This window comes from Paraburkholderia sp. GAS41, from assembly GCF_050436545.1.
In the GTDB taxonomy this organism is placed as follows: Bacteria; Pseudomonadota; Gammaproteobacteria; order Burkholderiales; family Burkholderiaceae; genus Paraburkholderia.
Genome location: NZ_JBNDMK010000026.1, coordinates 19,115 through 41,737, shown reverse-complemented (window position 1 = coordinate 41,737; position 22,623 = coordinate 19,115). Strand labels below are relative to the sequence as shown.

Annotated in this window: 21 protein-coding genes and 3 pseudogenes; 5 read left to right on the top strand and 19 right to left on the bottom strand. The window is 61.4% G+C overall.

Annotation, left to right across the window (positions count from 1 at the left end):
* Positions 1-204 precede the first annotated feature (204 nt).
* Complete coding sequence (locus P3T43_RS28480; RefSeq protein WP_429284338.1) at positions 205-2,178, bottom strand: sigma-54-dependent Fis family transcriptional regulator; 1,974 nt, start codon at positions 2,176-2,178, stop codon at positions 205-207.
* 472 nt (positions 2,179-2,650) lie between these two features.
* On the opposite strand from P3T43_RS28480, the gene P3T43_RS28475 reads away from it, so the two are divergent.
* The gene (locus P3T43_RS28475) at positions 2,651-3,109 is read left to right on the top strand and encodes a universal stress protein (protein ID WP_429284337.1); all 459 of its coding nucleotides are present in this window, start codon (positions 2,651-2,653) and stop codon (positions 3,107-3,109) included.
* Positions 3,106-4,107: a YncE family protein gene (locus P3T43_RS28470; protein ID WP_429284336.1), complete on the top strand. Its 1,002-nt coding sequence runs from the start codon at positions 3,106-3,108 to the stop codon at positions 4,105-4,107. The genes P3T43_RS28475 and P3T43_RS28470 overlap by 4 nt, the downstream gene beginning before the upstream one ends.
* Positions 4,108-4,181: 74 nt before the next feature.
* Here the strand turns inward: P3T43_RS28470 and P3T43_RS28465 are convergent, their stop codons facing one another.
* The 3 genes from P3T43_RS28465 to acs all read right to left on the bottom strand — a co-directional run bounded on the left by P3T43_RS28465 (position 4,182) and on the right by acs (position 7,695).
* On the bottom strand, positions 4,182-4,934 hold the full coding sequence (locus P3T43_RS28465; protein ID WP_054037486.1) for a YoaK family protein: 753 nt from the start codon (positions 4,932-4,934) through the stop codon (positions 4,182-4,184).
* A gap of 47 nt (positions 4,935-4,981) precedes the next feature.
* Entirely contained in the window at positions 4,982-5,587 is a 606-nt protein-coding gene (locus tag P3T43_RS28460) for an acetate uptake transporter (protein WP_429284335.1), read from the bottom strand.
* 131 nt (positions 5,588-5,718) lie between these two features.
* On the bottom strand, positions 5,719-7,695 hold the full coding sequence (gene acs, locus P3T43_RS28455) for an acetate--CoA ligase (protein WP_429284334.1): 1,977 nt from the start codon (positions 7,693-7,695) through the stop codon (positions 5,719-5,721).
* Between the two features lie 444 nt (positions 7,696-8,139).
* On the opposite strand from acs, the gene P3T43_RS28450 reads away from it, so the two are divergent.
* Positions 8,140-8,331: a DUF2964 family protein gene (locus P3T43_RS28450; RefSeq protein ID WP_429284333.1), complete on the top strand. Its 192-nt coding sequence runs from the start codon at positions 8,140-8,142 to the stop codon at positions 8,329-8,331.
* A 129-nt stretch (positions 8,332-8,460) separates the two neighbouring features.
* Here the strand turns inward: P3T43_RS28450 and P3T43_RS28445 are convergent, their stop codons facing one another.
* From P3T43_RS28445 to P3T43_RS28385, 13 genes and pseudogenes are all read right to left on the bottom strand, one after another.
* Positions 8,461-8,931, bottom strand: a complete 471-nt coding sequence (locus tag P3T43_RS28445; protein ID WP_429284332.1) for a hypothetical protein — start codon at positions 8,929-8,931, stop codon at positions 8,461-8,463.
* 42 nt (positions 8,932-8,973) lie between these two features.
* Complete coding sequence (locus tag P3T43_RS28440) at positions 8,974-9,348, bottom strand: DUF3564 domain-containing protein (RefSeq protein WP_429284331.1); 375 nt, start codon at positions 9,346-9,348, stop codon at positions 8,974-8,976.
* Between the two features lie 48 nt (positions 9,349-9,396).
* Positions 9,397-9,690 (bottom strand): c-type cytochrome, encoded by a 294-nt coding sequence (locus P3T43_RS28435; protein ID WP_429284396.1) that lies wholly within the window; start codon positions 9,688-9,690, stop codon positions 9,397-9,399.
* 156 nt (positions 9,691-9,846) lie between these two features.
* The gene (locus P3T43_RS28430; protein WP_429284330.1) at positions 9,847-10,515 is read right to left on the bottom strand and encodes a nitroreductase family protein; all 669 of its coding nucleotides are present in this window, start codon (positions 10,513-10,515) and stop codon (positions 9,847-9,849) included.
* Between the two features lie 309 nt (positions 10,516-10,824).
* Positions 10,825-11,664 carry a nitroreductase family protein gene (locus P3T43_RS28425; protein ID WP_429284329.1) on the bottom strand — a complete coding sequence of 280 codons (840 nt, stop codon included), beginning with the start codon at positions 11,662-11,664 and terminating at the stop codon, positions 10,825-10,827.
* A 27-nt stretch (positions 11,665-11,691) separates the two neighbouring features.
* Entirely contained in the window at positions 11,692-12,474 is a 783-nt protein-coding gene (locus P3T43_RS28420) for a helix-turn-helix domain-containing protein (protein WP_429284328.1), read from the bottom strand.
* On the bottom strand, positions 12,467-12,898 hold the full coding sequence (locus P3T43_RS28415; RefSeq protein WP_429284327.1) for a response regulator: 432 nt from the start codon (positions 12,896-12,898) through the stop codon (positions 12,467-12,469). The genes P3T43_RS28420 and P3T43_RS28415 overlap by 8 nt, the downstream gene beginning before the upstream one ends.
* Positions 12,899-13,089: 191 nt before the next feature.
* Positions 13,090-13,737, bottom strand: coding sequence for a response regulator (locus P3T43_RS28410; protein ID WP_429284326.1), 648 nt, complete (start codon positions 13,735-13,737; stop codon positions 13,090-13,092).
* Positions 13,734-15,800: a sensor histidine kinase gene (locus tag P3T43_RS28405; protein ID WP_429284325.1), complete on the bottom strand. Its 2,067-nt coding sequence runs from the start codon at positions 15,798-15,800 to the stop codon at positions 13,734-13,736. Before P3T43_RS28405 ends, P3T43_RS28410 begins: the two co-directional genes overlap by 4 nt.
* Positions 15,801-16,155: 355 nt before the next feature.
* Positions 16,156-16,983, bottom strand: coding sequence for a universal stress protein (locus tag P3T43_RS28400; protein ID WP_429284324.1), 828 nt, complete (start codon positions 16,981-16,983; stop codon positions 16,156-16,158).
* Positions 16,980-17,483, bottom strand: a complete 504-nt coding sequence (locus tag P3T43_RS28395) for a universal stress protein (protein ID WP_429284395.1) — start codon at positions 17,481-17,483, stop codon at positions 16,980-16,982. The genes P3T43_RS28400 and P3T43_RS28395 overlap by 4 nt, the downstream gene beginning before the upstream one ends.
* Positions 17,484-17,527: 44 nt before the next feature.
* Entirely contained in the window at positions 17,528-18,364 is an 837-nt protein-coding gene (locus tag P3T43_RS28390; RefSeq protein WP_429284323.1) for a universal stress protein, read from the bottom strand.
* Between the two features lie 222 nt (positions 18,365-18,586).
* A pseudogene (locus P3T43_RS28385) lies at positions 18,587-18,742 on the bottom strand (carbamate kinase); the annotation flags it as partial.
* 49 nt (positions 18,743-18,791) lie between these two features.
* Here P3T43_RS28385 and P3T43_RS28380 point away from each other — a divergent pair.
* Positions 18,792-19,218: pseudogene (locus P3T43_RS28380) on the top strand (F0F1 ATP synthase subunit alpha); the annotation flags it as partial.
* Positions 19,206-19,385, top strand: a pseudogene (locus P3T43_RS28375) (F0F1 ATP synthase subunit gamma); the annotation flags it as partial. The pseudogenes P3T43_RS28380 and P3T43_RS28375, both read left to right, overlap by 13 nt.
* 36 nt (positions 19,386-19,421) lie before the next feature.
* Here the strand turns inward: P3T43_RS28375 and P3T43_RS28370 are convergent.
* Both P3T43_RS28370 and P3T43_RS28365 read right to left on the bottom strand, forming a co-directional pair.
* On the bottom strand, positions 19,422-20,723 hold the full coding sequence (locus P3T43_RS28370) for an NRAMP family divalent metal transporter (protein ID WP_429284322.1): 1,302 nt from the start codon (positions 20,721-20,723) through the stop codon (positions 19,422-19,424).
* 92 nt (positions 20,724-20,815) lie between these two features.
* A complete protein-coding gene (locus P3T43_RS28365; RefSeq protein ID WP_429284394.1) occupies positions 20,816-22,429 on the bottom strand; it encodes an oleate hydratase in 1,614 nt (537 codons plus the stop codon).
* Positions 22,430-22,623 lie beyond the last annotated feature (194 nt).

Below are 22,623 nucleotides of genomic sequence, written 5' to 3'. Positions count from 1 at the left end.
CAAGGTCTATGCCGGGCGTGTCACGTGGTGCGAACGGTACAACCGACGCACGATTGGCGTTTTGCGTCCTGAACGAAAGCGTCGTTGGACACCGACTCACGTTTTGCTGAGGGAAACTGACTAACTAGTCCAGCGCGTGAAACAACGCACTGTTCAGTTCGAGGACACCGCTGTTGCAAATTGGAGCACCTGTGCCGCAGGCGGTCAGACAGCGTCGTCCTCGTTGTCCATACCCTGCGGCGGCAGTTTGCGGTAGATCGTATTGCGCGAGACGCCGAGGGCGCGGGCGGCAGCCGACACGTTGCCGCCATGTTGCGCAACCGCCTTGGCGATGGCGTTGGCGGCGACGTCCTCCAGCCGCCCGCTTGATAGCGGTAAGGTTTCCGTGATGCTCACAGGCGCGGCGGCAGTGCCGCGGACGTCGTCGAAGAAATCGTCGGGCAAATGCTCGCGCCGGAGCTGACCGTCCGCATCGACCATGGCGGCGGCGGTTCGCAGAAGATTGCTGAGCTGGCGAAAATTGCCGGGCCACGCGCATTGCTCGAACAGCGCCATCACCTCGTCTGCGACGCTCAATCGTTGCCCATCCGCGCTTTCGGATGATGCGGATTGCAGCATCTTCTGGATCACGGTGGACAGATCCGTGCGCTCGCGCAGCGGCGGCAATTTCACTACCAGTCCGTTCAGGCGGTAATACAGGTCCTCGCGAAACCGGTTCTGCACGATCATGTCGCGCAGGTCGCGGTGAGTTGCGCAAATGATGGCGATATCGACCGGTATTGACTTCGAGGAACCCAGCGGATTGATGAGGCGCTCCTGCAGCACGCGTAGCAACCGCACTTGCAGCGGATAGGGCATGTCGCCAATCTCGTCGAGAAATAGCGTGCCGCCGTTGGCCTGAAGCAATTTGCCGACGGCGCCTTTGCGCCGCGCACCGCTGAAGGCGCCTTCTTCATAGCCGAACAACTCGGATTCGATCAGCGTTTCCGGTATCGACGCGCAGTTGACCGCAACGAACGCACCCGAGCGGCGCGGCGAGTCGTTGTGGATCGCCTGGGCGAGCAGTTCCTTGCCGGTGCCGGTCTCGCCGGTGATCAGGATCGGGATGTCCTTGCCGATTACCTTGCGGACTTTGGCGATGACCGCCGCGATCTGCGGGTCGCCGGTGTCCAGATAGCTAAGTTTCGACAGGGCGCTTGCGGCTGGGGGAGGGGCCGCCACGCGTTGTGCGGGTCGTGACTCGCGATGCTCCTCCGGCGGCCACGCATCATTGGTGCGCGTGGCACGCCGGAACTCGACGTGCGCGCATACCACCGCGCCGTTGCTCAGGTTCAGCGACAGATGCTGGTCCCGGCTGACGCGCAGACGGTCGATCAGTTGCGCGCTGGTGAGGCCGAATAGCGAGGACAGGGTATGCGCGCGCAAGCTGGTGAGCGGCAATCCCAGTTGAAATTGCGCACTACGATTGGCCGAGAGGAAGCGGCCATCGCAGGTAAACGCAACGATGCCTTCCATCAAGGTGCCGAGAAATTCGGGCCGGCCGTGAAAGGCAATTTGCAGCGTCTCGCGAAAGGTATTGGTAAACAGATGATTCTCGATCATCTGGACGGACATCTTTGCCAGCGCCAGGGTGTGCTGGTGATAGCTGCGATGGTCGCCGGTGACGTCGAGCACGCCGATCAGATCGCCGTAGGGATCGAGAATCGGCACGCTGGAACAGGTGAGAAAGCGATTGGCAGCCAGATAGTGCTGTTCGCCATGCACGACTGTCGGACAACGCTCGGCGAGCGCTGTGCCGATTGCGTTGGTGCCTTGCCGGTCTTCCGCCCAGTTCGCACCTGGACGCAGCGCGACTTTTTCGGCTCGCCGGAGAAAATCGTCGTCGCCGATCGAGTGAAGAATCAGCCCTTCGGCGTCGGTCAGCACAATCATGCTCTGTGTGTTGACGATCTGCTCGTGCAGCGTTTCCATCACAGGCGTCGCATGCGCGCTCAGGATGCGGCTTTGCTCGAGTTTCAATGTGAGTTCGGCCGCCGGCAGCACGTCGTAATCTGGCCGCATCGCGGCGCTCAAGCCGAACGTTTCGGAGCGTTCGTGGGATTTCTGAATCGACGGCGTGAGCCATCCGGCCTCACGAGTCGCCATTGGCGTTACGGCGTGACCGACATCATCGCGCATTGTCTCCTCCTGCTGGTCAGTCCCGGTCGCTTCGCCGGGGTCGTGCGGGTACAACTGTGGGTACAGCAATAAGTAAATCCTGCGCCAGGGGGGCGGTAATCGCGCGCCGGCAGAGCCTCTTCGCCTTCGTGGTTGCGCCGTGGCGGGGCGGTCGATCAACCCCGATTAGCCGTTGCTGCTCACGCGCTGCGAGATTACGCATATTCATCCCGATACGCGTAAGCGGCTTGATTTGAATCAATGCTGGTGAAATGCGCTGCCGCATCCGCGAAACGTCGGGTTCGCGACCAGGTACGCCAGCGACGGCGTGCACGCCATTGATACAAATCAATCCAGGCGCGAGGGGAAACGCAGATGATGAATTTGTGATCGCTTTCAGTGCAGGTAGGGCGCGTATTCGCGTCGCTCCCGGCAGCGCGATTGATTCGCCATCGGGGGCGAATTCGTAATCGACTAACCGGAGAGGGTGGTCATGTACAAAGATATCCTGGTGGCACTTGATGGCAGCAACGCGTCGAAGGATGCGTTAAAGGAAGCTATCCGCATGGCGAAGCTGACCGACGGCGCGATGACGGTGGTGTACGTGCTCGACCGTTTCGCGATGTTTGCCTATTCGGCCAGTTACGACCAGTTTGCGATGGTCGACGCACTACGCGCTGAAGGCGATCGAATCCAGGCGAATGCGTATGAAGAGGCGGCGGAGGGCAACGTGGCGTGCAAGGTCGCTATCGCCGAGACGGACAACATCAGCGAAGACGTCGCCAGCTGCTTGCTGCGTTACGTACAGGGGCACGACGTGGACCTTGTCGTGATGGGCACCCACGGACGTCGCGGAATGCAACGCATGAAGCTAGGCAGCGTCGCTGAGCGGTTCCTTCGGTTCTCGACCTGCCCGGTGCTGCTGGTTCGTGATACGGTCGTTGCAACTTGAGCGCCGCGGTCGCCGGCGCGCTACCGCGCGTCTATGTGCCGAACCTGCGTTCGAACGACGTCTACGTGATCGATTCGGCCACGCTGAAGGTGGTCGACAGGTTTCACGTCGGATTCAGTCCACAGCACGTCGTCCCTGCATGGGATCTGCAGACGCTGTGGGTGGCCAACAACGCCGAAGGCCGCCCCGACGGCAGCCTGACCCCGATCGATCCGAAGACCGGCCATCCCGGCAAGGCGATCATGGTCGACGATCCGTACAACCTGTACTTCACACCGGACGGCAAAGAGGCGATCGTGGTGGCCGAAGCACACGCGCGACTGGACTTTCGCGATGCGCACACGATGGCGCTGAAATCGAGTCTTGAAGCGCCCCAGTGCAAAGGCATCAATCACGCCGATTTCTCGATCGACGGCAAGTACGCGCTCTTTACCTGCGAGTTCGGCGGCAAGCTGGCCAAGATCGATCTCGTCAACCGCAAGGTCGTGGCCTACCTCGAACTCGACCGGAAGGGCATGCCACATGACATCCGCATCGCGCCGGACGGCAAGGTGTTCTATGTCGCCGACATGATGGCCGACGGCGTCTACGTGATCGACGGCGACAGCTTCACCAAGGTTGGCTTCATCAAGACCGGCGTTGGTACGCACGGCCTGTACCCGAGCCGCGACGGCACTCGGCTCTATGTGTCCAACCGTGGCTCCAATCGCGTGCACGGACCGAAACATGGCAAGGGCAGCGTGTCGGTGATCGACTTCGCAACGCGCAAGGTCGTCGCGAACTGGCCGATTCCTGGCGGCGGCAGTCCCGACATGGGTAATGTCAGCGCGGATGGCACGATGCTGTGGCTGTCCGGTCGCTTCGATGACGTTGTGTACGCGATCGAAACGACGACCGGCTCGGTCAAATCCATTCCGGTTGGCGCGGAACCGCACGGGCTTACCGTCTGGCCGCAACCGGGGCGTTATTCACTTGGGCACACCAGAAATATCCGTTGACCAGTAACTGGCAATCGGGCCGCGCCCCCTATCGATCAATGCGGCGCGACGTAGCGGCATTGCGAAAAAATGTGCTATCGGCGCTGCGCGAGCATATCGTCGACGACCGGAACAGCGGCGAGAGTAAGCAGCACGATAGCAAGGGGAATGGTCGCCATAAACCCCAAATGCTTGAAGCCTATGGCGCCTGCCAGGCCGCCCGAGAGGAACGACAATAATAGTGATCCGAGAAGTCGGAGTTTCTGGCGATCTGCACGGACTGCGCCCCCGGTTGTTGCTCCGACGTCTCCAAGGTTCCAGTAAAAAAACTTGCCGAGTTCGATGCCGATATCGGTCACGAGACCGGTGACGTGCGTCGTGCGGATCTCCGCCTTTGAGATCTTTGTGATCATCGCGTTCTGCAGACCCATCACATAGCACAGAAGACAAACGGTCACCGGCACGAAGAGCAGGCGATGGGTCTCGAGATTCGTGCCGATCAGGCCAAAGCAGAGGAGCAGCGTAGCCTCGAGCATCAACGGCATCGCATAGAGGCTGTGCATTTGCCGGCGACGCCCCCAGTTGATCAGAATTGCAGAGGTGGCGGCTCCGAAAAGGAATGACAACAGCGAACTCAATCCCGCAACGACTGCATTGATTTCGCCGAGCGTGAGGTTGTCAGCGAGTGACGACACAATGCCGGACATGTGAGATGTGTACTGTCCCACCGCGAGGAATCCGCCGGCGTTGGCCGCACCGGCGACGAAGGCTAGCGATCGTCCGAGGCGGAGATTCGCCGCGTCGCTGCGCTCAGGTTTCGTGAATCCTCGAAGATAGTTGATTGGCATGCCAATTTTTATCCGTGTGAGCGGCGGCACGCCGGCCGCCGCCTGTTTCAGGCCCCGCGCAGTCCCTCGGTGACCGTCACGGTCACATCGATTTCCTGAACGACGGTTCCCACCGGCAGCACCGTGCGTCCGTGTGCCTCGTTAATGATTTCCGCCGCGGACAGATAGAACGCCAGCAGCGCCGTCACCAGGCCGAGGTAACCTCCGGCATGGTGCAGCCATTCAAGGCCGGTCCATTCGCTCGCCGCAAGCACGAAGAAAGTCACCCACAAAGATAGAAACACCAGTTGCAACGCGCGCGGCGCACGCCATGTGGCGACCCACATATAAAGCGTGAACACGCCCCACAGGAACAGATACCACCCGATGAACGCCGCAGGCACAGTACCGTGCAGGAACAGCACGAAGAGGGCGAACGACCACCAGAACGCACCATAGCTCAGAAAGGCCGTCGCGCCAAATGTATTGCCGCGCGGTATTTCCATGAGTCCGGCTAGCATCTGCGCTGTGCCGCCATAAGCGAAAGCGACGACGAGCACCATACCCATCGCAGTGCCGCTGAACCAGCCGGCATTAATCATACTGAGCAGCCAGGTCGTCAGGGCAAAACCGGCCAGGCCGAGTGCAGCCGGATTAGGGGCTTTGATATTCATGATGAATTCCTCATTCAGAAAGAGGTAGAGGTCGATTGCGTGGCCGTCCTTAAGACAGGCGCCACGCATCGGCCACAACAGGATCAAGCGTCTGAACGCCGGAGCGCCAACGAGGCGCACCGCCGGACCGTTCAGATCGAATCGGCGAACTGTGAAATCACGGCGGGGTTTTCGACGGTCGACGTGTCTTGTGTAATCGATTCGCCTTTCGCGACTGAGCGCAACAAGCGGCGCACGACCTTGCCGGAGCGCGTCTTGGGCATGGCGTCGCCGAACCGGATGTCCTTCGGTTTCGCGATCGGACCGATTTCCTTGGCGACCCAGACGCGCAATTCGTCCGCTATGCGCTTAGCCTCAGCACCGGTTGGCCGCGCCGTTTTCAAAACGACGAAGGCGACGATGGCCTCACCGAACATTTCATCCGGACGCCCGACGACTGCAGCTTCGGCGACGAGCGGATTGGCCGCCAGTGCCGATTCGATTTCCATCGTGCCCATCCGGTGTCCGGACACGTTCAGGACGTCATCAATACGACCTGTGATCGTGAAGTAGCCCGTGTCCCGGTCACGAATCGCGCCGTCGCCGGCGAGGTACAGCTTGCCGCCGAGTTCCTCGGGGTAGTAACCGTTGCGAAAGCGCTCAGGATTGCCCCAGATCGTGCGGATCATCGAAGGCCACGGCTTGCGGATGACGAGCACGCCGCCTTGACCGTTGGCCACTTCATGGCCGGTTTCGTCGACGATCGCTGCGTCGATGCCCGGCATCGGCAGCGTGCACGATCCCGGCACGAGCGGGGTGGCGCCCGGCAGCGGCGAGATCATGTGACCGCCCGTTTCCGTTTGCCAGAACGTGTCGAGCACGGGACAGCGGCCGCCGCCGACATGTTCGGCATACCAGTTCCATGCGCTGGGGTTGATCGGTTCGCCGACAGTGCCGAGAATGCGCAGGCTGCTCAGGTCGAAACTGCCTGGATGCACGGCGGCGTTGGCGTCGGCGCTTTTGATGAGAGACCGGATGGCGGTCGGCGCCGTGTAGAAGATGCTGACCTTGTGGCGCTGGATCATGTCCCAGAAGCGGCCCGCATTCGGATAGGTGGGGACGCCCTCGAAGATCACCTGGGTTGCGCCGACTGCGGTAGGGCCATAGCAGATGTACGTGTGACCGGTGATCCAGCCAATGTCGGCGGTACACCAGAAGACATCGGCCGGCTTGATGTCGAACGTCCATTTCATCGTTACGGCGGCCCACAGCAGATAGCCGCCGGTGCTGTGCTGCACGCCTTTGGGCGCGCCGGTCGACCCGGACGTGTACAGCACGAACAGCGGGTGTTCCGCACTGACCCATTCCGGTTCGCAGGTATCGGGTTGGTCCTGTTCGAGTTCATGCAGCCATGCGTCGCGTCCTGCGATCCAGGGAATCCGGCCGCCGGTACGGCGATAGATGACGACCGTTTTAACGGCTTCGGTGCCGCCCATCGCAAGGGCTTCGTCGACGATAGTCTTGAGCGGCAGGGTCTTGCCGCCGCGCACCTGTTCGTCGGCGGTAATCACGGCCACCGCGCCGACATCGACCATCCGTTCATGCAGCGATTTCGCGGAGAAGCCGCCGAACACGACGGAGTGCGGCGCGCCGATGCGCGCACACGCCAGCATGGCGGCGACGCCTTCCACGGACATCGGCATGTAGATCACTACCCGGTCGCCTTTTTTCACGCCGCGCGCGCGCAGCGCGTTGGCGAGTCTGCACACGCGGTGATAGAGCGCCTGATACGTGATGTGCGTGACTTTGCCGTCGTCTGCCTCGAACACGATAGCGGTTCTGTCGGCAAGACCGTTGGTGAGGTTGCGATCGAGGCAGTTGTATGAAGCGTTCAACTCACCGTCTTCAAACCATTGGTAGAAGGGCGCGTTGGTTTCGTTCAGCACCTTCGTGAATGGTCGGCGCCACTCGATATGCTCTCTCGCAAGACGCGCCCAGAACGCGGGATAGTCGCGTTCGGCCTCGGCCACGAGTGCATGGTAAGCCTCCATGCCGTCGATGGTTGCGTGCCTGAGCGCTGGGATCTGCGGCGCCGTGGAATTGGGTTGATTAAGTTCGACGGTAGACATGCATAGTCTCCTCATAGGGTTATGGCGGGGACCACGCATCGACAGCGTGGTCACTTGAGATGGCTCTTGATGGCCATGATGCGTACACCGATGCGTCTGGGGAGGCTGGCGCGAGAACGGCGACGGCTGCCAGCCAGATACGACGGAACGGGGGCCGGTGATGATTCAGCGTGGGTGTGTGTAAGAACTATGACGGTCTGGCCGACGATGCACTTGATTCACATCAAGAGGTGAGCTGCACCGAGTGCCGTTTCCTTTCTGCTGATGGATTAACCCTCAACGTTGCAAGGCGCTTGCATCACCTACACGTGATGCGGAGCTTCCAGACCTTGATGCAAATCAATCGCAATACTTCGATTGGGTCGATGATGAATGTGTCATTGACGGCTCGCGAACTGCCACGTCGATCTAAAACGACGTGCGTTGAGCCGAGAGGGAGGAATCATGGTCCGGACAGAATCCAGAATCATCGTTGCGACCGTTGCCGTCTTTATCGCGTTAGCAGGCCTCGCGGGATTAATCCGTGGGTTGTTGTTCGATAGCACGGACTTCATTCGTTTCGGCGCGGCCGGGCTTGTTGCCGGCGTTGCCTGTTTCGTCCTGCTGCTTAACCTTTCAGCGGGCGACGATTCCTAGCACGCCGCCGGGAGGCGTGCGGCGGGTTTCGTCATCCTCACCCAAGCGATCATGCAGGGCATCCTCAGACTCGCATTCAAGCTGTAGATCATGGTCGACTGAAGCCAGTTTCAACTCGCGCGGATCGCTTCAGGTTTTGGCCGTGCCGCACGCCGGGGTCGGCGTATTCGACGCCGCCGCGCGCACATCTGGTTCGAGTCGCAAAGCGCCCCAGCCGAGCGGCGCAAACACGTGACCGCCTGCGAGTTCGACCTGCCCCACAAATGAATCGAGTGTGACGCCTGCCATGATGTGAATCGGTGCATTGCTGACAAAACTTTGCGTACGCAGCCATGGCACCTCGCCGCGATTGATTTCGTTGACGCTGCGTTCCTTGTCGTCGTAGCCGCGATCGGGCGTGTAGAGCGGGCCATCGAAAGCGACGGTCAGGATCTGCTCGGGACTGTCGGTATAAGGGGCTGCGGCGTGCTGTTGATAAGGCACGCGTTCCCAGCCGTCGCCCCATTGTTGGTCGAGCGGCAAACGCGTGAAATAGGCCCATGGCGCGCGTACGAAGCAGAGTCCGTACGCATGACGTACGCCGTCCAGATCAGCGTTCATTCCCACGGTAGCTCCTCGTCCGGTTGGTCGTGTTGACAACGCTTAAGGGGTGTCGTCGGCGGCGAATATACCGTCTTCGGGTTCGGTGTTCTCGTTGTCGATACATTGCACGTGCCAGTGGCCCGTCATCAGCGATCTGCCGCCGTCGGCGCACCATTGTGCGTGTCCGGTTTCACCCTCGAATGGTCCAGACGCGGTGTTCAGATCGAGTCCTTCGAGGACGCAGCGGGGTGTGGAATCGTGCGGCCCACAGATTAGCGTGTTGCCGCAATCGACGTGCAAGGCGCCCCATTCGGGTAAATCGAGCCCCATATGACCCTCGCGCGACCATTGGCGTTTTTCATTGTCGAGCCACAGGATGGCGAATGCCATTGGATTGACACGATCGAATGTGTCGAGGTGGAGGGTGAGGCGCATGAGGTTCTCCGAACATGCCACATGAACATGGGCAAACGATCTGGGCCGCTATTGACTTAAAACCCACTGGATTAACGTGTGAGCATCTCCGGGCGTCAACGGGCCACCGCGATCGGCCGGCAGCGGCATGGCCATGTCACCCCAGTGGGCCTTGCCGCCGAGCCGCAGCTTGTGCTCAAGCATCACGCTGGCGTTTGGCACGCCGCGATAGCGTTCCGCGATCTGCTGAAACGAAGGCGCGAGAAATGGCGCATCACGGGTATGGCAGAACATGCAATGCTGTTGATCGACTAGCGCTGTCGGCTCTGACTGGGCAAGCGCTGCGCCGCTTGCTGCCAGCAACAGCGCAAGTGTGCTTGCGGTGAGATAGTGCAGGGGCGGGGCATTCACAATACGCACTCCAGGACAGGTTCTGAGATCAGTGTAGAGTCGCCGTCGCCGTTGCGATTGACTCATATCAAGCCGATGTTTCGCGTTGCGTTCGAGCGTCCGCCACGGTCAGTTACTTTCCTCGGGGTTCGCAACATTGAAATGACCTACCGTCTGAGCGAGCACGGCGACGCTGTCGCGCGGCAAGCGCATTTCAACGGCGAGTGCGCTGCGGTTCAGCCAACCACGGGCCGCGACCGCCAACCCGGCGCTCGCGCAGAAAAGGTAGACGTTTTGCACGATCGCCCCAGCGCTGGCGGATGCAAACGGTTCACGCTGCGATGCGGCGATTTCGTGCATTCGTGCGAGATCGGCTACGTATACGAGATCAAGCGGCGCATCGCCCACAAAGTCCTGATAGCCGGTCAGGCCCCGCACATCACTGGCGACGACCAGATCGAGGCAATGCTGGTGCGGATCATATCGGTAGAGCCCGCACGAGAGCGCGGCGTCAATCGCGATTTCATGCAGGCCCAATACTGAAGGCGCAGTTCGTCCGTCTTCCGGCTCCCGGTTATTGCCGTCGGCTGCCCATAGCAAATTACTGAGCGTCGTGTCGTCAAGCGCGGTTGAAGCGAACCGGCGCGTCGTTCGGCGTCTCCCGAACGTTTCCATGATCGGCATGCCACCGGTGCGTTGGGGTGCGGGCAGTGCGATCCGCTGCGGCGCTACGGCGGTTACCGGGTGTGGGCACGCAGAATCGCGCAGCGTGGTACCTGGTCTGAACAGATGTTGCATGACAGCCTCGTACGAGCCAGGCGAAATTAGGTTTTGCAGGCCAGGACGGTGAATGCACAAACCCCATGGTGCGCTGCTGCCATATTCGATGATTGATTCAAATCAACCGCCTTTGTCATGCACTCAGACTTTCGCTTTCCGGCGCCCAGCCAAAGATGCCACTTGACGTTGCGTTCGATACCCATTGTTATCCGATCGAACAGGCAACGCTTCGTTTGCTCGACGAAGTAGAGGCGGCATGCCGGTCATGCTCCACAGCGGCTACTTCCGTTGCTGCGAGCGAAGCGGCGTCAGAGGGTCGCTTCGTTCCTACGACACGATTTCGGCAAGCGGTCGCCGCGGCGAATGAGGCATTTGGCGGCCGCGGCCGATACGCAGCAGCAATTGCGGTACGCCGTCCAGATTCAGGGCGGCACGCAATGTGTCACGCAGTGAAGCCACTTCGATCGGCTGATTGAGATAGGACGCCGTGATGCCCTCGTCCGCGGTGATAAGCAATACCCGTTCAAGCGCCTGACCTGCCGCCAGCCACGCTGCGGCATCGTCCGCTCCGGTGGCGATACACAGCAGTAACGGCGAGCCGGTGACCAGCGTGTGATGGGCGGCTGCCATGCCGCCGCCCAGGTCGAACGTGCGAATCACGGAACCTACCAGGGGCACCGCGAGATCGAGTAGGGCGCGCATGCCCGGCGACAACGCTGGCATGCCATCCTGGCTGCGTTTCGGATGGATCCAGCTCGCGAGTTCGCGCCTGAAGCGCGGATTCTTGAATTGCGCGTGATCGGCTTCAGTGATCAACGTGGCGAGGCGCTCGCGGATGGCCGCGTTTCCGACGCAGACAATGTCGGCACCCTCGGCGGCGCCGGCTTCCTCGAGCCGCAACTGAAGCTCGACAGGGACGGGTTCGTCAGCGAAGGTTTCACGGGTCGTGACGCGCCGCGGCATGGCGTCGAATAGTGCCCGCATCCGGTCCGCGCATAGCGTGACGCGGTCACCGTCGACAATGAAATGCCACGGTTGCGTATTATGGTTGGATGGCGCCAGCACCGCGTATCGCAGTGCAAACCGCAGTTTTTCTTCGATGCCGGCATTCGGGTCGAATTGATGTTCGTCGATGGACCAGGCGCTGTTCTGGGGAAGTGCGTTCATTTAGGGTCTCCTCCTTTTCGTCTGGCGCTACACACGCGCGAGGCCTTCGAGGTCGAGAATCCTGATCTGTTTGCCGTGCGTATCGACAAGGCCGTCCTTCTGAAATTTCGAAAACATGCGGCTGACGGTTTCGAGTTTCATCCCAAGATAGCTGCCGATCTCCTCCCGTGTCATGCGCAGATTGAACGTGGCCGGGGAGTAGCCGCGTGTTTTGAGCCTTCCTGACAGGTTCAGCAGGAATGCGGCGACCCGCTGCTCGGCGGACATCGTGCCGAGCAGCATCATCAGTGTCGCCTCGCGAACGATCTCACCGCCCATCAGGCGATGGACGTGCTGTTGCACGACCTTCACCTCGCGGCACATGACTTCGAGCAAATGGAACGGGATGATGCAGACGTTGCTGTCCTCGATGGCGATCGCGTCGCAGCTGTGTTTGCCTGAACATACGCCGTCGAGGCCGAGTGAATCGCCGGCCAGATGAAAACCGGTGACCTGTTCGCGACCGTCGCGATGCATGACGACGGTCTTGAACGAACCGGCGCGGACCGCATAGATACTCTGGAACGAATCGTTGGCGCGGTATAGCGATTCACCCTGTTTGATGGTGCGCGAAACGCACATCAGCGACTCCATGCGCTCCAGTTCGGCCGGCGTCAAGCCTTGTGGCATGCAGATCGAGAGCATCGAGCAGGTCGAGCAGCGCGTGGCGGGGCGGGCCGGTACTGACGGCGCGAGCGGGGAATGGCCTGACGCCGGCAGTGGGACGCGCTGCAGCGGCATGATTTCACTGTATTCGGCGACGTCAGACATGGTGTGCTCCTGTGTAGTTGAGGCCACGTGCGCTGTGCTCGTGGGCAATCCGCTTGATCGTGTTGCATGCAAGATCGAATTCACTCGTCTTGTCGAAGAAGTACCGAGCGCCGGCCGCGAGGCACGCCTGCCTGAAGGCCGCGCTCGAATGATTCGTCAGTACGATCGTGATTACCGGCGACGTGCTGCGCGCGATGCTCTGCAGCAGTTCCATGCCGGTGCCGCCGGTCAGGCGAAAATCCGCGACCACGACATCGGTTCCGGTGGCGTCGATACCGGCGAGCGCGGCATCGGATTCTTCGGCTTCGCCGACAATCTCGACGCCGTCGATGGCGCCGAAGCGGGCCGCCATCCGTTGTCTGATCGGGATCGTGTCTTCCACGAGGAAAACGCGCAGTGTTTGCTGGGACGGGCTGGAGTTCATGGCTCGAAGTATCGGCCGCGCTGTCTCAATTAAAAATCGGCGGCGAACGAACTTCAGGTAGGCGAGCGCGAAGACGTGTAGGGGATTTCCTACACACGGTAAATGCGGAAGTAGATGTAGCCGCGTGAGCGACGAATTGATGTGACGATTGGCGCTAACCCGACGGCCTGCGCGCCGTCCCGGATACCGATCTAGATTTCGTCGTCTTCTCCGAGCAGCTTGTGGCGCAGCGCGTAACGCACCAGCGCGGCTTCGTGCGGCATCTGCATTTTTTCGAGGATGCGCGTTTTGTAGGTGCTCACCGTCTTGCTGCTGACACACAACTCCGCAGCGATTTCGGTCAGGGTCTGGCCCGTGGCGATGCGGCGGAACACATCGAATTCACGGTCGGACAGGCGTTGATGCGGCAATGTATCGGCAGGCTCGTTCAGGCTCTGCGCAAATCGCTCGGCCATCGCGAGGCTCACGTAAACACCTCCGGATGCGACTTTGGTGACGGCGGAGACCAGCTCGGCGCTGGCACTTTCCTTGGTTAGATACCCTGATGCGCCCGCCTTGAAAGCGCGTACCGCGTACTGCTGCTCCGCGTGCATGGTGAGCACGAGGATCCGCAGTGCCGGCTTTTCCTCCTTGATCTGCTTGATCAGTTCGACGCCGTTTCTGCCCGGCATCGACAGATCGAGTACGAGCACGTCGGCAGCGTTCGAGCGGGTCAGCGCGATCGTGCTGATGCCATCATTGGCCTCGCCGACCACTTCGAAGCCACTCGCGTTTTGCAGGATATGCCGCAGGCCATCGCGTACGAGGGCATGGTCGTCGGCTATCAGCACTCGAATCATGTTTGCATCTCCTGCTGTTGCACCGCCGTGACCGGAAAGGTGACGGTCAGCGCAAAGCCGTTGCCATTGGAACTGTGGATGTCGACCGTGCCGCCCAGCATATGTGCACGTTCGCGGATACCGAGCAGGCCAAATGATTTCTCGGCGGAGGTGGGCGAGCGGTTCGCGCCGTGACCGTTATCCGCGATTTGCAACACGCAAGCACCTCCTTCGATGCGCACAGTCAGCGTGACGAGCGTCGCTTCCGCATGCCGGGCGACATTGGTCAACGCCTCCTGGACGATACGAAATATCGTCGTCGCGCCATTTGGCGTAAAGCTGGTGTCGCCGACTTCGATCCGGCGCTCCACATCGATGCCGTAGCGGTTTGTAAAGTCATTGGCGAGCCATTCGATCGCAGGAATCAGACCGAGATCGTCGAGCATGACCGGGCGCAGATCGGCAGCGATCCGGCGCACTGACGCGACCGTCGCATCGATCAACCGGCGCATCCCACGCAGTTGCTGCAGCAGGCGCGGTTCAGCAGTGGTTTCGAGCTCCTGTTCGACCGACGAAATGTCCATCTTGAGGGCAGTCAATTGCTGCCCAAGGTCGTCGTGCAGCTCGCGTGCGATGCGGGTTTTTTCTTCCTCGCGAACCTTCTGCAGATTCGCCGAGAGCTCGCGTAGTTCCTCGCGCGATTGCCGCTGCGCATTTTCCGCTTTTACCCGCTCAGTGATGTCGCGCAGCATAACTGTGTACAGCTTGCCATCGCCATCGCGGATCTGTGAGATCGACGCTTCAATAGGAAACTCTTCGCCGTTGCTCCGTAAGCCGAACAGCACGCGTTGCTTGCCCATCTGGCGGTCGGAAACGCCGGTTACGCCGAACTGTTCGACATGCCGCGCGTGTCCCGCGCGAAAGCGCTCTGGAATGAAGCGCGACAGGGAGGCGCCGACCGCTTCCATTGCGGTGCATCCGAAAACCTGCTCGGCCATTGGATTGAAAATGACGATGTTCTGCCGTTCGTCGACGGTAATGATGGCTTCCATCGACGAGCGAATGATCCCCATCATGCGTGCCTCGTTCAGGGTCGACTGGCTGCGCGCCTTGCTCGTCGCTATCGATCCGCCGCCGCGTTCGTTAGCAATCAGGAAAGCCATGGCACTGAGCAGGCACGCTGCCGCAACGCCGGCTATCAGCACCGCGGTTTCTGCGAATTCGTCCTCGGCTCGCAGATAGCGGCCGCTCGCGGTGTACGACAGCGTGATCGGTGCGCCGCCGACGCGCAAGGTATCGGTTTTACGGAAGACAGGACCCGTCTCCATCAGGTCATCGTCCGCTGCGGCGGACGAATAACGCAGCGTAGCAGGGGTTCCGCTAAATACCTGCAAATCAATGCGCCGTTGCCGGGCGAGGGCGTTGTCGAATACACGGCTGGTGTCGAGCGCCGCTATCAGCAGCCGTTTGATGCCCGCGCGGCGCGCTTGTGGGGTCGACGGCAATCCGGTGTCCGAATACACTGGAAAATAGACGTAGAGACGAGGGTGAGGGCTCGAGCCGGTATCGCCGAACGGCGCTGCGTCCGCGTCGAGCGCGCTTGCTCCTGTATCGATGGCGTGTAGCAACGCCGCCCGGCTCGCGGGAGCGCTAGCCAGGTCGTAGCCGACAGGCATCGCATCGACGGCGGCCGGCGCCATCTGGATCACCGGCGCGACCGGTTGTGGCGCGGCGGCTGGTCCGGCAGCGTTAGCGGCGCCGCCCGTCAGGCGGGCGATAGCCGCGGCGTCAACATCGGCATAGCCAAGTGAGCGCACCACCGACGACGCTTCGTCCAGATCGAGTTGTGCGACATATCGGCGCCAGGCGTCGGCATCGGCCGCCGGCGCGACTGAGAGCATGCCGCGCGCGCCGCGCAGCAGTGATTCGCCGGAGGCGAACTCGCGCTGCAGATCAGCGGTGATATGCACTGTATTCTGTTCAAAGCGGCTGTTGGCGGCGCGCAATGAGTGCTCGCCGACCCAGCGCCATGCACCGAGCGCGGTCACAATAACGACAGCGAATGTGACCGTCGCGGCAAGCATGGGACGCCGCTCAGGCGGGACAACCCGCGTGGATAAAGGCGATTTTCTAGCGAATGGCGTGCTACCGCGAGAGGGCATGTGCGCCTCATTGGATGGTAGGCAATCCGCCGCGCTGACTGATGGCGCAAGCGCGGCGCGGATCGGGAAAAATCACGGTGATTTTTGTTAACTGCGGCCTGCCGGAACAACGTATGCGTCGCCCATTGTGCGCGGTTTGCACGGATCGTGCCAGTATGCAGTCACCTCGCGATGGGAGCCGTGCCGGGGGCCGAGGCGCCAAAAAAAGAAGCGCCCTGAAAACCGGGCGCTTTAATTTGTGCGAGGGCTTTTTTCGCGCAATTCCTGAATTGCCAGATCAGTGCGACATCAGCACCGGCACGGTCATCGACTGAAGCATGGTCCGTGTGACGCCGCCGAGCAGCCGTTCCTGCACGCGCGTATGCCCATATGCACCCATCACCACTAGATCGATATGATGATCGGCCAGCATGTTCAACAGCAGCGCACCCGTGGGGACCCCGGCCACCTTGGGCGCGGCCGCGAATCCCGCCTGGATGTCGTGCCGTTCAAGCCAGGCGGCGACGTCGATGCCGGCTGAGGCTTCACTGTCCGGGTGACGCTGCAGGGTCATCACGGTGACGAATTTCGCGCGTTTGATCAGCGGCAAGGCGTCGGCCATCGCCCGGGCGCTCTCTCGGCTGCCGTCCCACGCGATCAGCACGTTTTCGGCAAACGAACGGACGGCCCCGGCATAGGGCAGCACAATGGCAGGGCGGCCCGAGCTCATCAACACGTCCTCGACAAAGTGGCGTGCGATATAGGATGAGGGATCGTCGGGATCATCCTGACCGAGGATCAGGTGGTCGGCGTGGCGTGCGTGCAAGACCGCTGCTTCCACCGCCGGCCCGCCCGGCGCCCGCCATTCCACACCGCGCCCGGCCCGTTCGGCCGCCGCCAGAAAGCGCGCCTGCACGTCTTTAAGATTGGCCTCGTGTTGCGCTTCGCGAATCGCGACCAGTGCGCGTTCGCCGTGGAGAAACATCGGCTGCGTCAGATCCTGACAAACCACATACAGGCCGATCAGATGCGCGTTGTGCCGGCCGGCCAGTTCAAGTGCGAACTCGATCCTCGCGGTGCTATGGATGCTGTCGTCGAGATGCACCAGCAGGGTTTTGCAGGTCATGACGGCTCCCTGATCGGTTCAGCTACATGGGCGTCGCTTGCCACAGGTTTGGCGCTGTGTGCCGAGATCATCAGCACCGCACACTGCGCGATGCGCAGGAAACGTTCTGCGACACTGCCAAGCACCAGCCTTTGGAAACCCCGCCGTCCATGCGTGCCCATGACCACCAGGTCGGCCTTGAAATCGCTTGCCGCGTGCAGTATGCAATGGGCGATGTCGTCGCCCGCCAGGTCGGTTTCGGCGATGCGTGGCGTGCCCTCCACACCGGCCCGCTTCATGCTCGCCACTGCGTCCTCGATCACCTGCGCGCCTTCCTCGAGCAGCGCCGTGCGGACGTAGGAAGGGTCGTAACCGGGTACGTCGTATGACATCAACGGGACGTCTACGACAAACAGGGGTTGTAATTTTGCGCCGGAATCGCGCGCGAGTTGCAAGGCTGCGTCCAGGGCGCGTCCGGACGCTTCACTGCCGTCGACGGCAACCAGAATCTGTTGATACATGGTGAATTCTCTCCTGAATGGAACTGACTCGACGTTCCGGTTCATCAATGCGACATCAGTACCGGCACGGTCATTGATCTAAGGATCGTGCGGGTCGCGCCGCCCATCACCAGTTCCTGCCAGCGGGCGTGTCCGTAAGCACCCGTCACGAGCAGATCCGCGCCGATCGCGGATACCTGTGACAACAGCGCGTCCCCGATCGAGGCATCGCGGCCGACCTCAATATCCTTGACCTCGACGTTCACGCCGTGCCGCGCGATGAGCGTGGCGATATCCGCGCCCGGAATGCGCACGCGCGGCTCGCTCCGCTCGCCGTTGACGGTGACGACCGTGGTGGTCTTCGCCGCGCGCATGAACGGCAGTGCATCGTGTACCGCGCGGGTGGCTTCGCGGCTACCGTCCCAGGCGACCATCAGGTGCGCGCCGGATGACGTGACGTTGCTGGCGTACGGCACCAGCAACACCGGCCGGCCTGCGGACATGATCAGGTTTTCAGGGAAAAAATCGCCGACGTACGATTCCGGATCGTGCGGGTCGTCCTGGCTGGCAATGATCAGGTCTGCGCACCGGCCGCGCTGCGGCACGGCGAGGCTAGCCGGGGCGTCGACAGCGATCCACTCGCCGGCAACTCCCGCACGGCTCAATTCCGCACGAAAGAGCCGTTCGAGCGCGCCGCGGCGTTCCGCGCGCAACTGTTCGTGCGCACCGTAGTATTCGGCGGTTCCGGCCATAACGTAGAGCGAGCGCGGATCGGGCGTGAACACGGCAAACACGCCGGTCAGATGGGCGCCGAACTGCTTGGCGAGCCGCAGGGCGAATTCGAGCCTGGGGTGCGCGCGCTCACTTGTATCCAGGTGAACGACGATGGTCTTGTAAGTCATTGCAGTGCTCCAGAAGTGGGTGAGTGGCGCTTGAACGCGTGATCTGAGTCTAGGAGCCGGGTCGTTGCCGGCGTTGATCAAGATCAACGGCGCGGTAGCGCGTGATACTTCATCCGGACGGGAATGCGACGCCCAGCCAGATAGGCGGCGAGATAGCGGACGCTCGATTCGAGCGCCGCATTAACCGGTTCGATCACGGGTTACCCGATCGCCAAACGTTGTTTACGCGCACACGACGCGCGTACCTGCCGTGCCGTTTGCCATCGCCTCGATGTGATCGAGCGAGCCGATGACTGCCGGCCGGCCAGTGCGCGAGACGAACTCGCACGCCGCCTCGACCTTCGGCCCCATTGAGCCGGCCGGGAAAGACATCGAGCGCGATCTGGTCAGTGAGCCCGTCGAAACGGGTGTACTTCTCGTCGATGCGCTGCGCCTCGATTACGCGCAGTTTCTGGAGCTGGAGATGTTCAGCCGCTTCGGTGGGCTGACGGATGCGCATGTCGCCGGCAAGATAGCCCGCGGGGAACGTATCCGTGCGTTGATCGCGCAGCCGCGCTTCAGCGCGCTAAGCACGCTAAGCACGCTCGAAGAGATCGCTCTAATTGTCAGCATTGGCGGAAGGGGTGTTCGATTCAGTGCCGAGCGAAATTGTCGTGCAAGTGCGAACGCAACTGGCCGGACCTCTGGCGAGCCAGCGCCTGCAAAGCCAGATCGCGGCGGGCTTTTCGCGGTCCTCGCGCATGCCATTGAGCGCCGACGTTCAAGCGGTGCTGGTTGCTGCAGTTAGCGAACTGGTGCAGCAGTTCGCGCCAGCAGCCGCTAGCGGCACGGCAAGCAGCGCGAACACGCCATGAGCGGAAAACTCGCCGAAATCGAGGCACGCGTGCGCGCGATGCTGGCCGCGCGCGCCAATGTGAAGGAGACCCTTGCCGACCTTACGCAACGCTACCGGCAGGTTCGTCAGGACGAGATCACGGCCGATATCGTGGAGCTCGCGGCGGGTGCCGGGGCCGGCGTTTGAATAGTTCTGGAAGGGAAGCAAAGGCGATCGGACTGTCTAAGACGGCAGCAGCATCAGGACAGCGGCCACGCCCATCACCAGCGTAGCGATCGAGCCGAGAACGACGAGCGGCCGGCTGGCGGTGAACGCGCCCATGACCGACTTTCTGGACACGAGGATCAGAATCACGACCATCAACGGCACGGCCACGACGCCGTTGATGACCGCGCTCCAGAACAAAGCCTTCATCGGACTGATCGGCGAATACTGGATGGCGAGTGCCGCCAGCACGCTGACGGCGATGATGGCGTAGAAACCGCGTGCATCTCGGACCTTACGCTCCAGACCTTCGCGCCATCCCATCGCCTCGGAGAGCGCATAAGCGCCGGAGCCGGCGAGCACCGGCACGCCGATCAGGCCGACACCGAGGATACCCAGCGCAAAAAGGATGTAGGCAAAATTACCGGCAAGCGGCCGCAGCGCGCTCGCGGCTTGCGCTGCGGTGGTGATGTCGGTCACACCGGCCACATGCAGCGTGACAGCGGTCGCCAGAATGATGAAAAAAGCCGTGACGTCCGAATAGAACATGCCGGTCCAGGTGTCCCAGCGAATGCGGCGAAGCTCTGTGGGCGCCGCGCCCGCGTCATTCACTAGCGCGGCGCTGCCGCCATGCGCCTGCATCTCCTCGACCTCTTCGGACGCCTGCCAGAAAAAGAGGTAAGGGCTGATCGTCGTGCCGAACACGCCAACGATCACCGCCGCCGCGTTGGCGTTCAGCGTAAGGTGCGGCCATAGCGTGCGCAGCGCGACTTCGCTCCACGGCACGTGAACCGTGAATAGCACGGCGGCATAGGCGAGCAGCGAGAAGGTCAGCCACTTTAGAAAGAAGACATACCGGTGGTAGGGGACGAATACCTGCAACAGCAGTGTTCCGGACACGAAGCAGGCCGTCATCAGATGGCGGTCGATGCCGCTCACGAGTTCCGCGACTTCACCCATGGCGGCGACGTCGGCAGCGATATTCAGGACATTGGCGACGAGCAGCAACAACACGACACCCTGAAGCACGACCGGCGGAAATGCGCTCTTGATGTTGGCGGCGAGTCCTTTTCCGGTTACCCGGCCAAGGTTCGCGCACATCGCCTGGACGGCTGCCATCAACGGGAAGGCGAGCGGCATCGTCCAGAGCATGTTCAGGCCGAACTGCGCGCCTGCCTGCGAATAGGTGGCGATGCCGCTCGGATCGTCATCGGCGACACCGGTGATGAGACCCGGACCGACGCGTGCCAGCGGATGCTCCTTCAGACGCCCAAGAAGCGCACGAAGGCCTTTGATTTGCGGCGATCCGTCGATGTCCACTGCATGACCTCGCTGAAAGACGTTGACGCGGTTTTCTTCGAGAGCGGCGCACCTGGGCCACACGATGCTAGCGGGAAGCAGGGTAGCGAACGCTAGCGATCACGCAACGCTGAAAACGCCTTGTACACGATTCGCGGATCGTGCTGGCCTTTGTAGACGTCTGGCGCGGCAAGATCGAGTCCGAGTAACGCGTACACCGCGTTCTGCGCTGAACGAACCGAGTATTCGACGGTGAAGACAACATCGTCGGGCAGCTCGCAGAACTGCCCCGTGAACGCAAGATTTTGCCAGCCGTCAGGGCTCACATGCGGCCGGTCGCCCTGGCTGCGTGGCATGAACTGGCTCGTGATGAACGGCATCAGGCAGGGAATGCAGTTGGCGTGTTCGAGAATGCGCGCTGCGTCTGCTTCGATCCGCAAATGACCAAGAATTTCGATCAGAATTTCGCGGCCGGTGCATGCCGACATGGGCTTCCCGACGAAATCGCCGGGCTGGTCGACCCGCAATCCGTAGCCCCACAGCACCTGCACGTCCGCAGGCTGACCGATGAAATGCGGCTGATGCGGCAAAACGATGGACGCGAGCCAACTTGACTCGGGAAAGGTAATCAGGCCGCCTTCACCCGGCATATTGCCGGTCAGGTCGCGGATCCGCCGAAACAGCGCCGGGTCGCGCAAGGTGACCGTGAACGACAGCCACTTCGACGCGTCGATATGATCCGCGAAAACGGACGGGTGACCGAATTCGGGCCGGCCCGCGGCGATCGTCTTCCACAAGGGCCAGGCGCCCGTGCTGTCGACGGTAGTCAAAGGCGCGGGGTGATCCATACTGCCCAGGCTGGAGCCGGCGGTCATCGATCCTAGTGTGACGATGACCTTGTCTGCTGTCGCGACCGGTATCTCGAGGCGCTGATGCGCGGTTTCACAGACAATGCCGCGGACGCGGTTCTCCGCGCCGCTTTCGTCGAACAGCAGATCGGTCACCTGAGTGTTCGGCCGGAACGCAATGCCATGCTCGTCCAGCCAGCGGCGCAGTGGCAGGATCATCGAATCGTACTGGTTGTAGACCGTGCGCATGATGCCGTGCAACTGGTTGAATCCGGAGCACATATGGGCGAAGCGCAGGAGATAGCGCCGGAACTCGACCGCGCTATGCCACGGCTGGAACGCGAACGTCGTACACCACATCAACCAGAAATTGGTTTCGAAGAAAGACACATCGAAATGATCGGAAATGCGGCTGTTGCCGAGCATCACTTCTGGTTCGATCGACAGGCGGCCCAGCGTCAGCAGGTCATGTTCATCCAGCCCGTAAGAGGGCGTGTCTTCGCGTTTTCCGTTTCTGACGAGCCGCGACCTGGACGAGGTGCTGATGGTTTCGTTCCATTCGAATATTTCCTGCGTGACGCTTTTGCTGCCGTCCAGCGCCGGTATCGATGAGAAAAGATCATAGGTGCGCAAATACTTGCTTTCGAGCATGCGGCCGCCGCGCACGATGTAGCCGCTTTCCGCCGAACCCGAGCCGTCGAGGCTACCGCCAGGTTTGTCGAGCGCTTCCAGAATCGTGATGTCGCAACCGCGTACGTGCCCATCGCGGATAAGGAAGGCCGCCGCCGCTAATGAAGCGATGCCGCCACCGACGAGGTAGAACTTGCCGTCCTCTGCATCGTAGCTATCAACTTCAGCGGTGAGGGACCGTTCGGGAATCGGGTCAGAGTTTTGCACGTCGATGTTCCTTTTCATGTTCGTCGCCAACCGAATGTCGCGGGCTGCCCGAATGTGCACACCGGACATCGATCCAACATACCCGCGGCGCCGGCGATCGGATTGAGTTGGATCAAGCAGCGGTCATCAGGGCGTGCCCGATTGCCTTACATCGCGCGACCTGGTTCGCGTGCTGC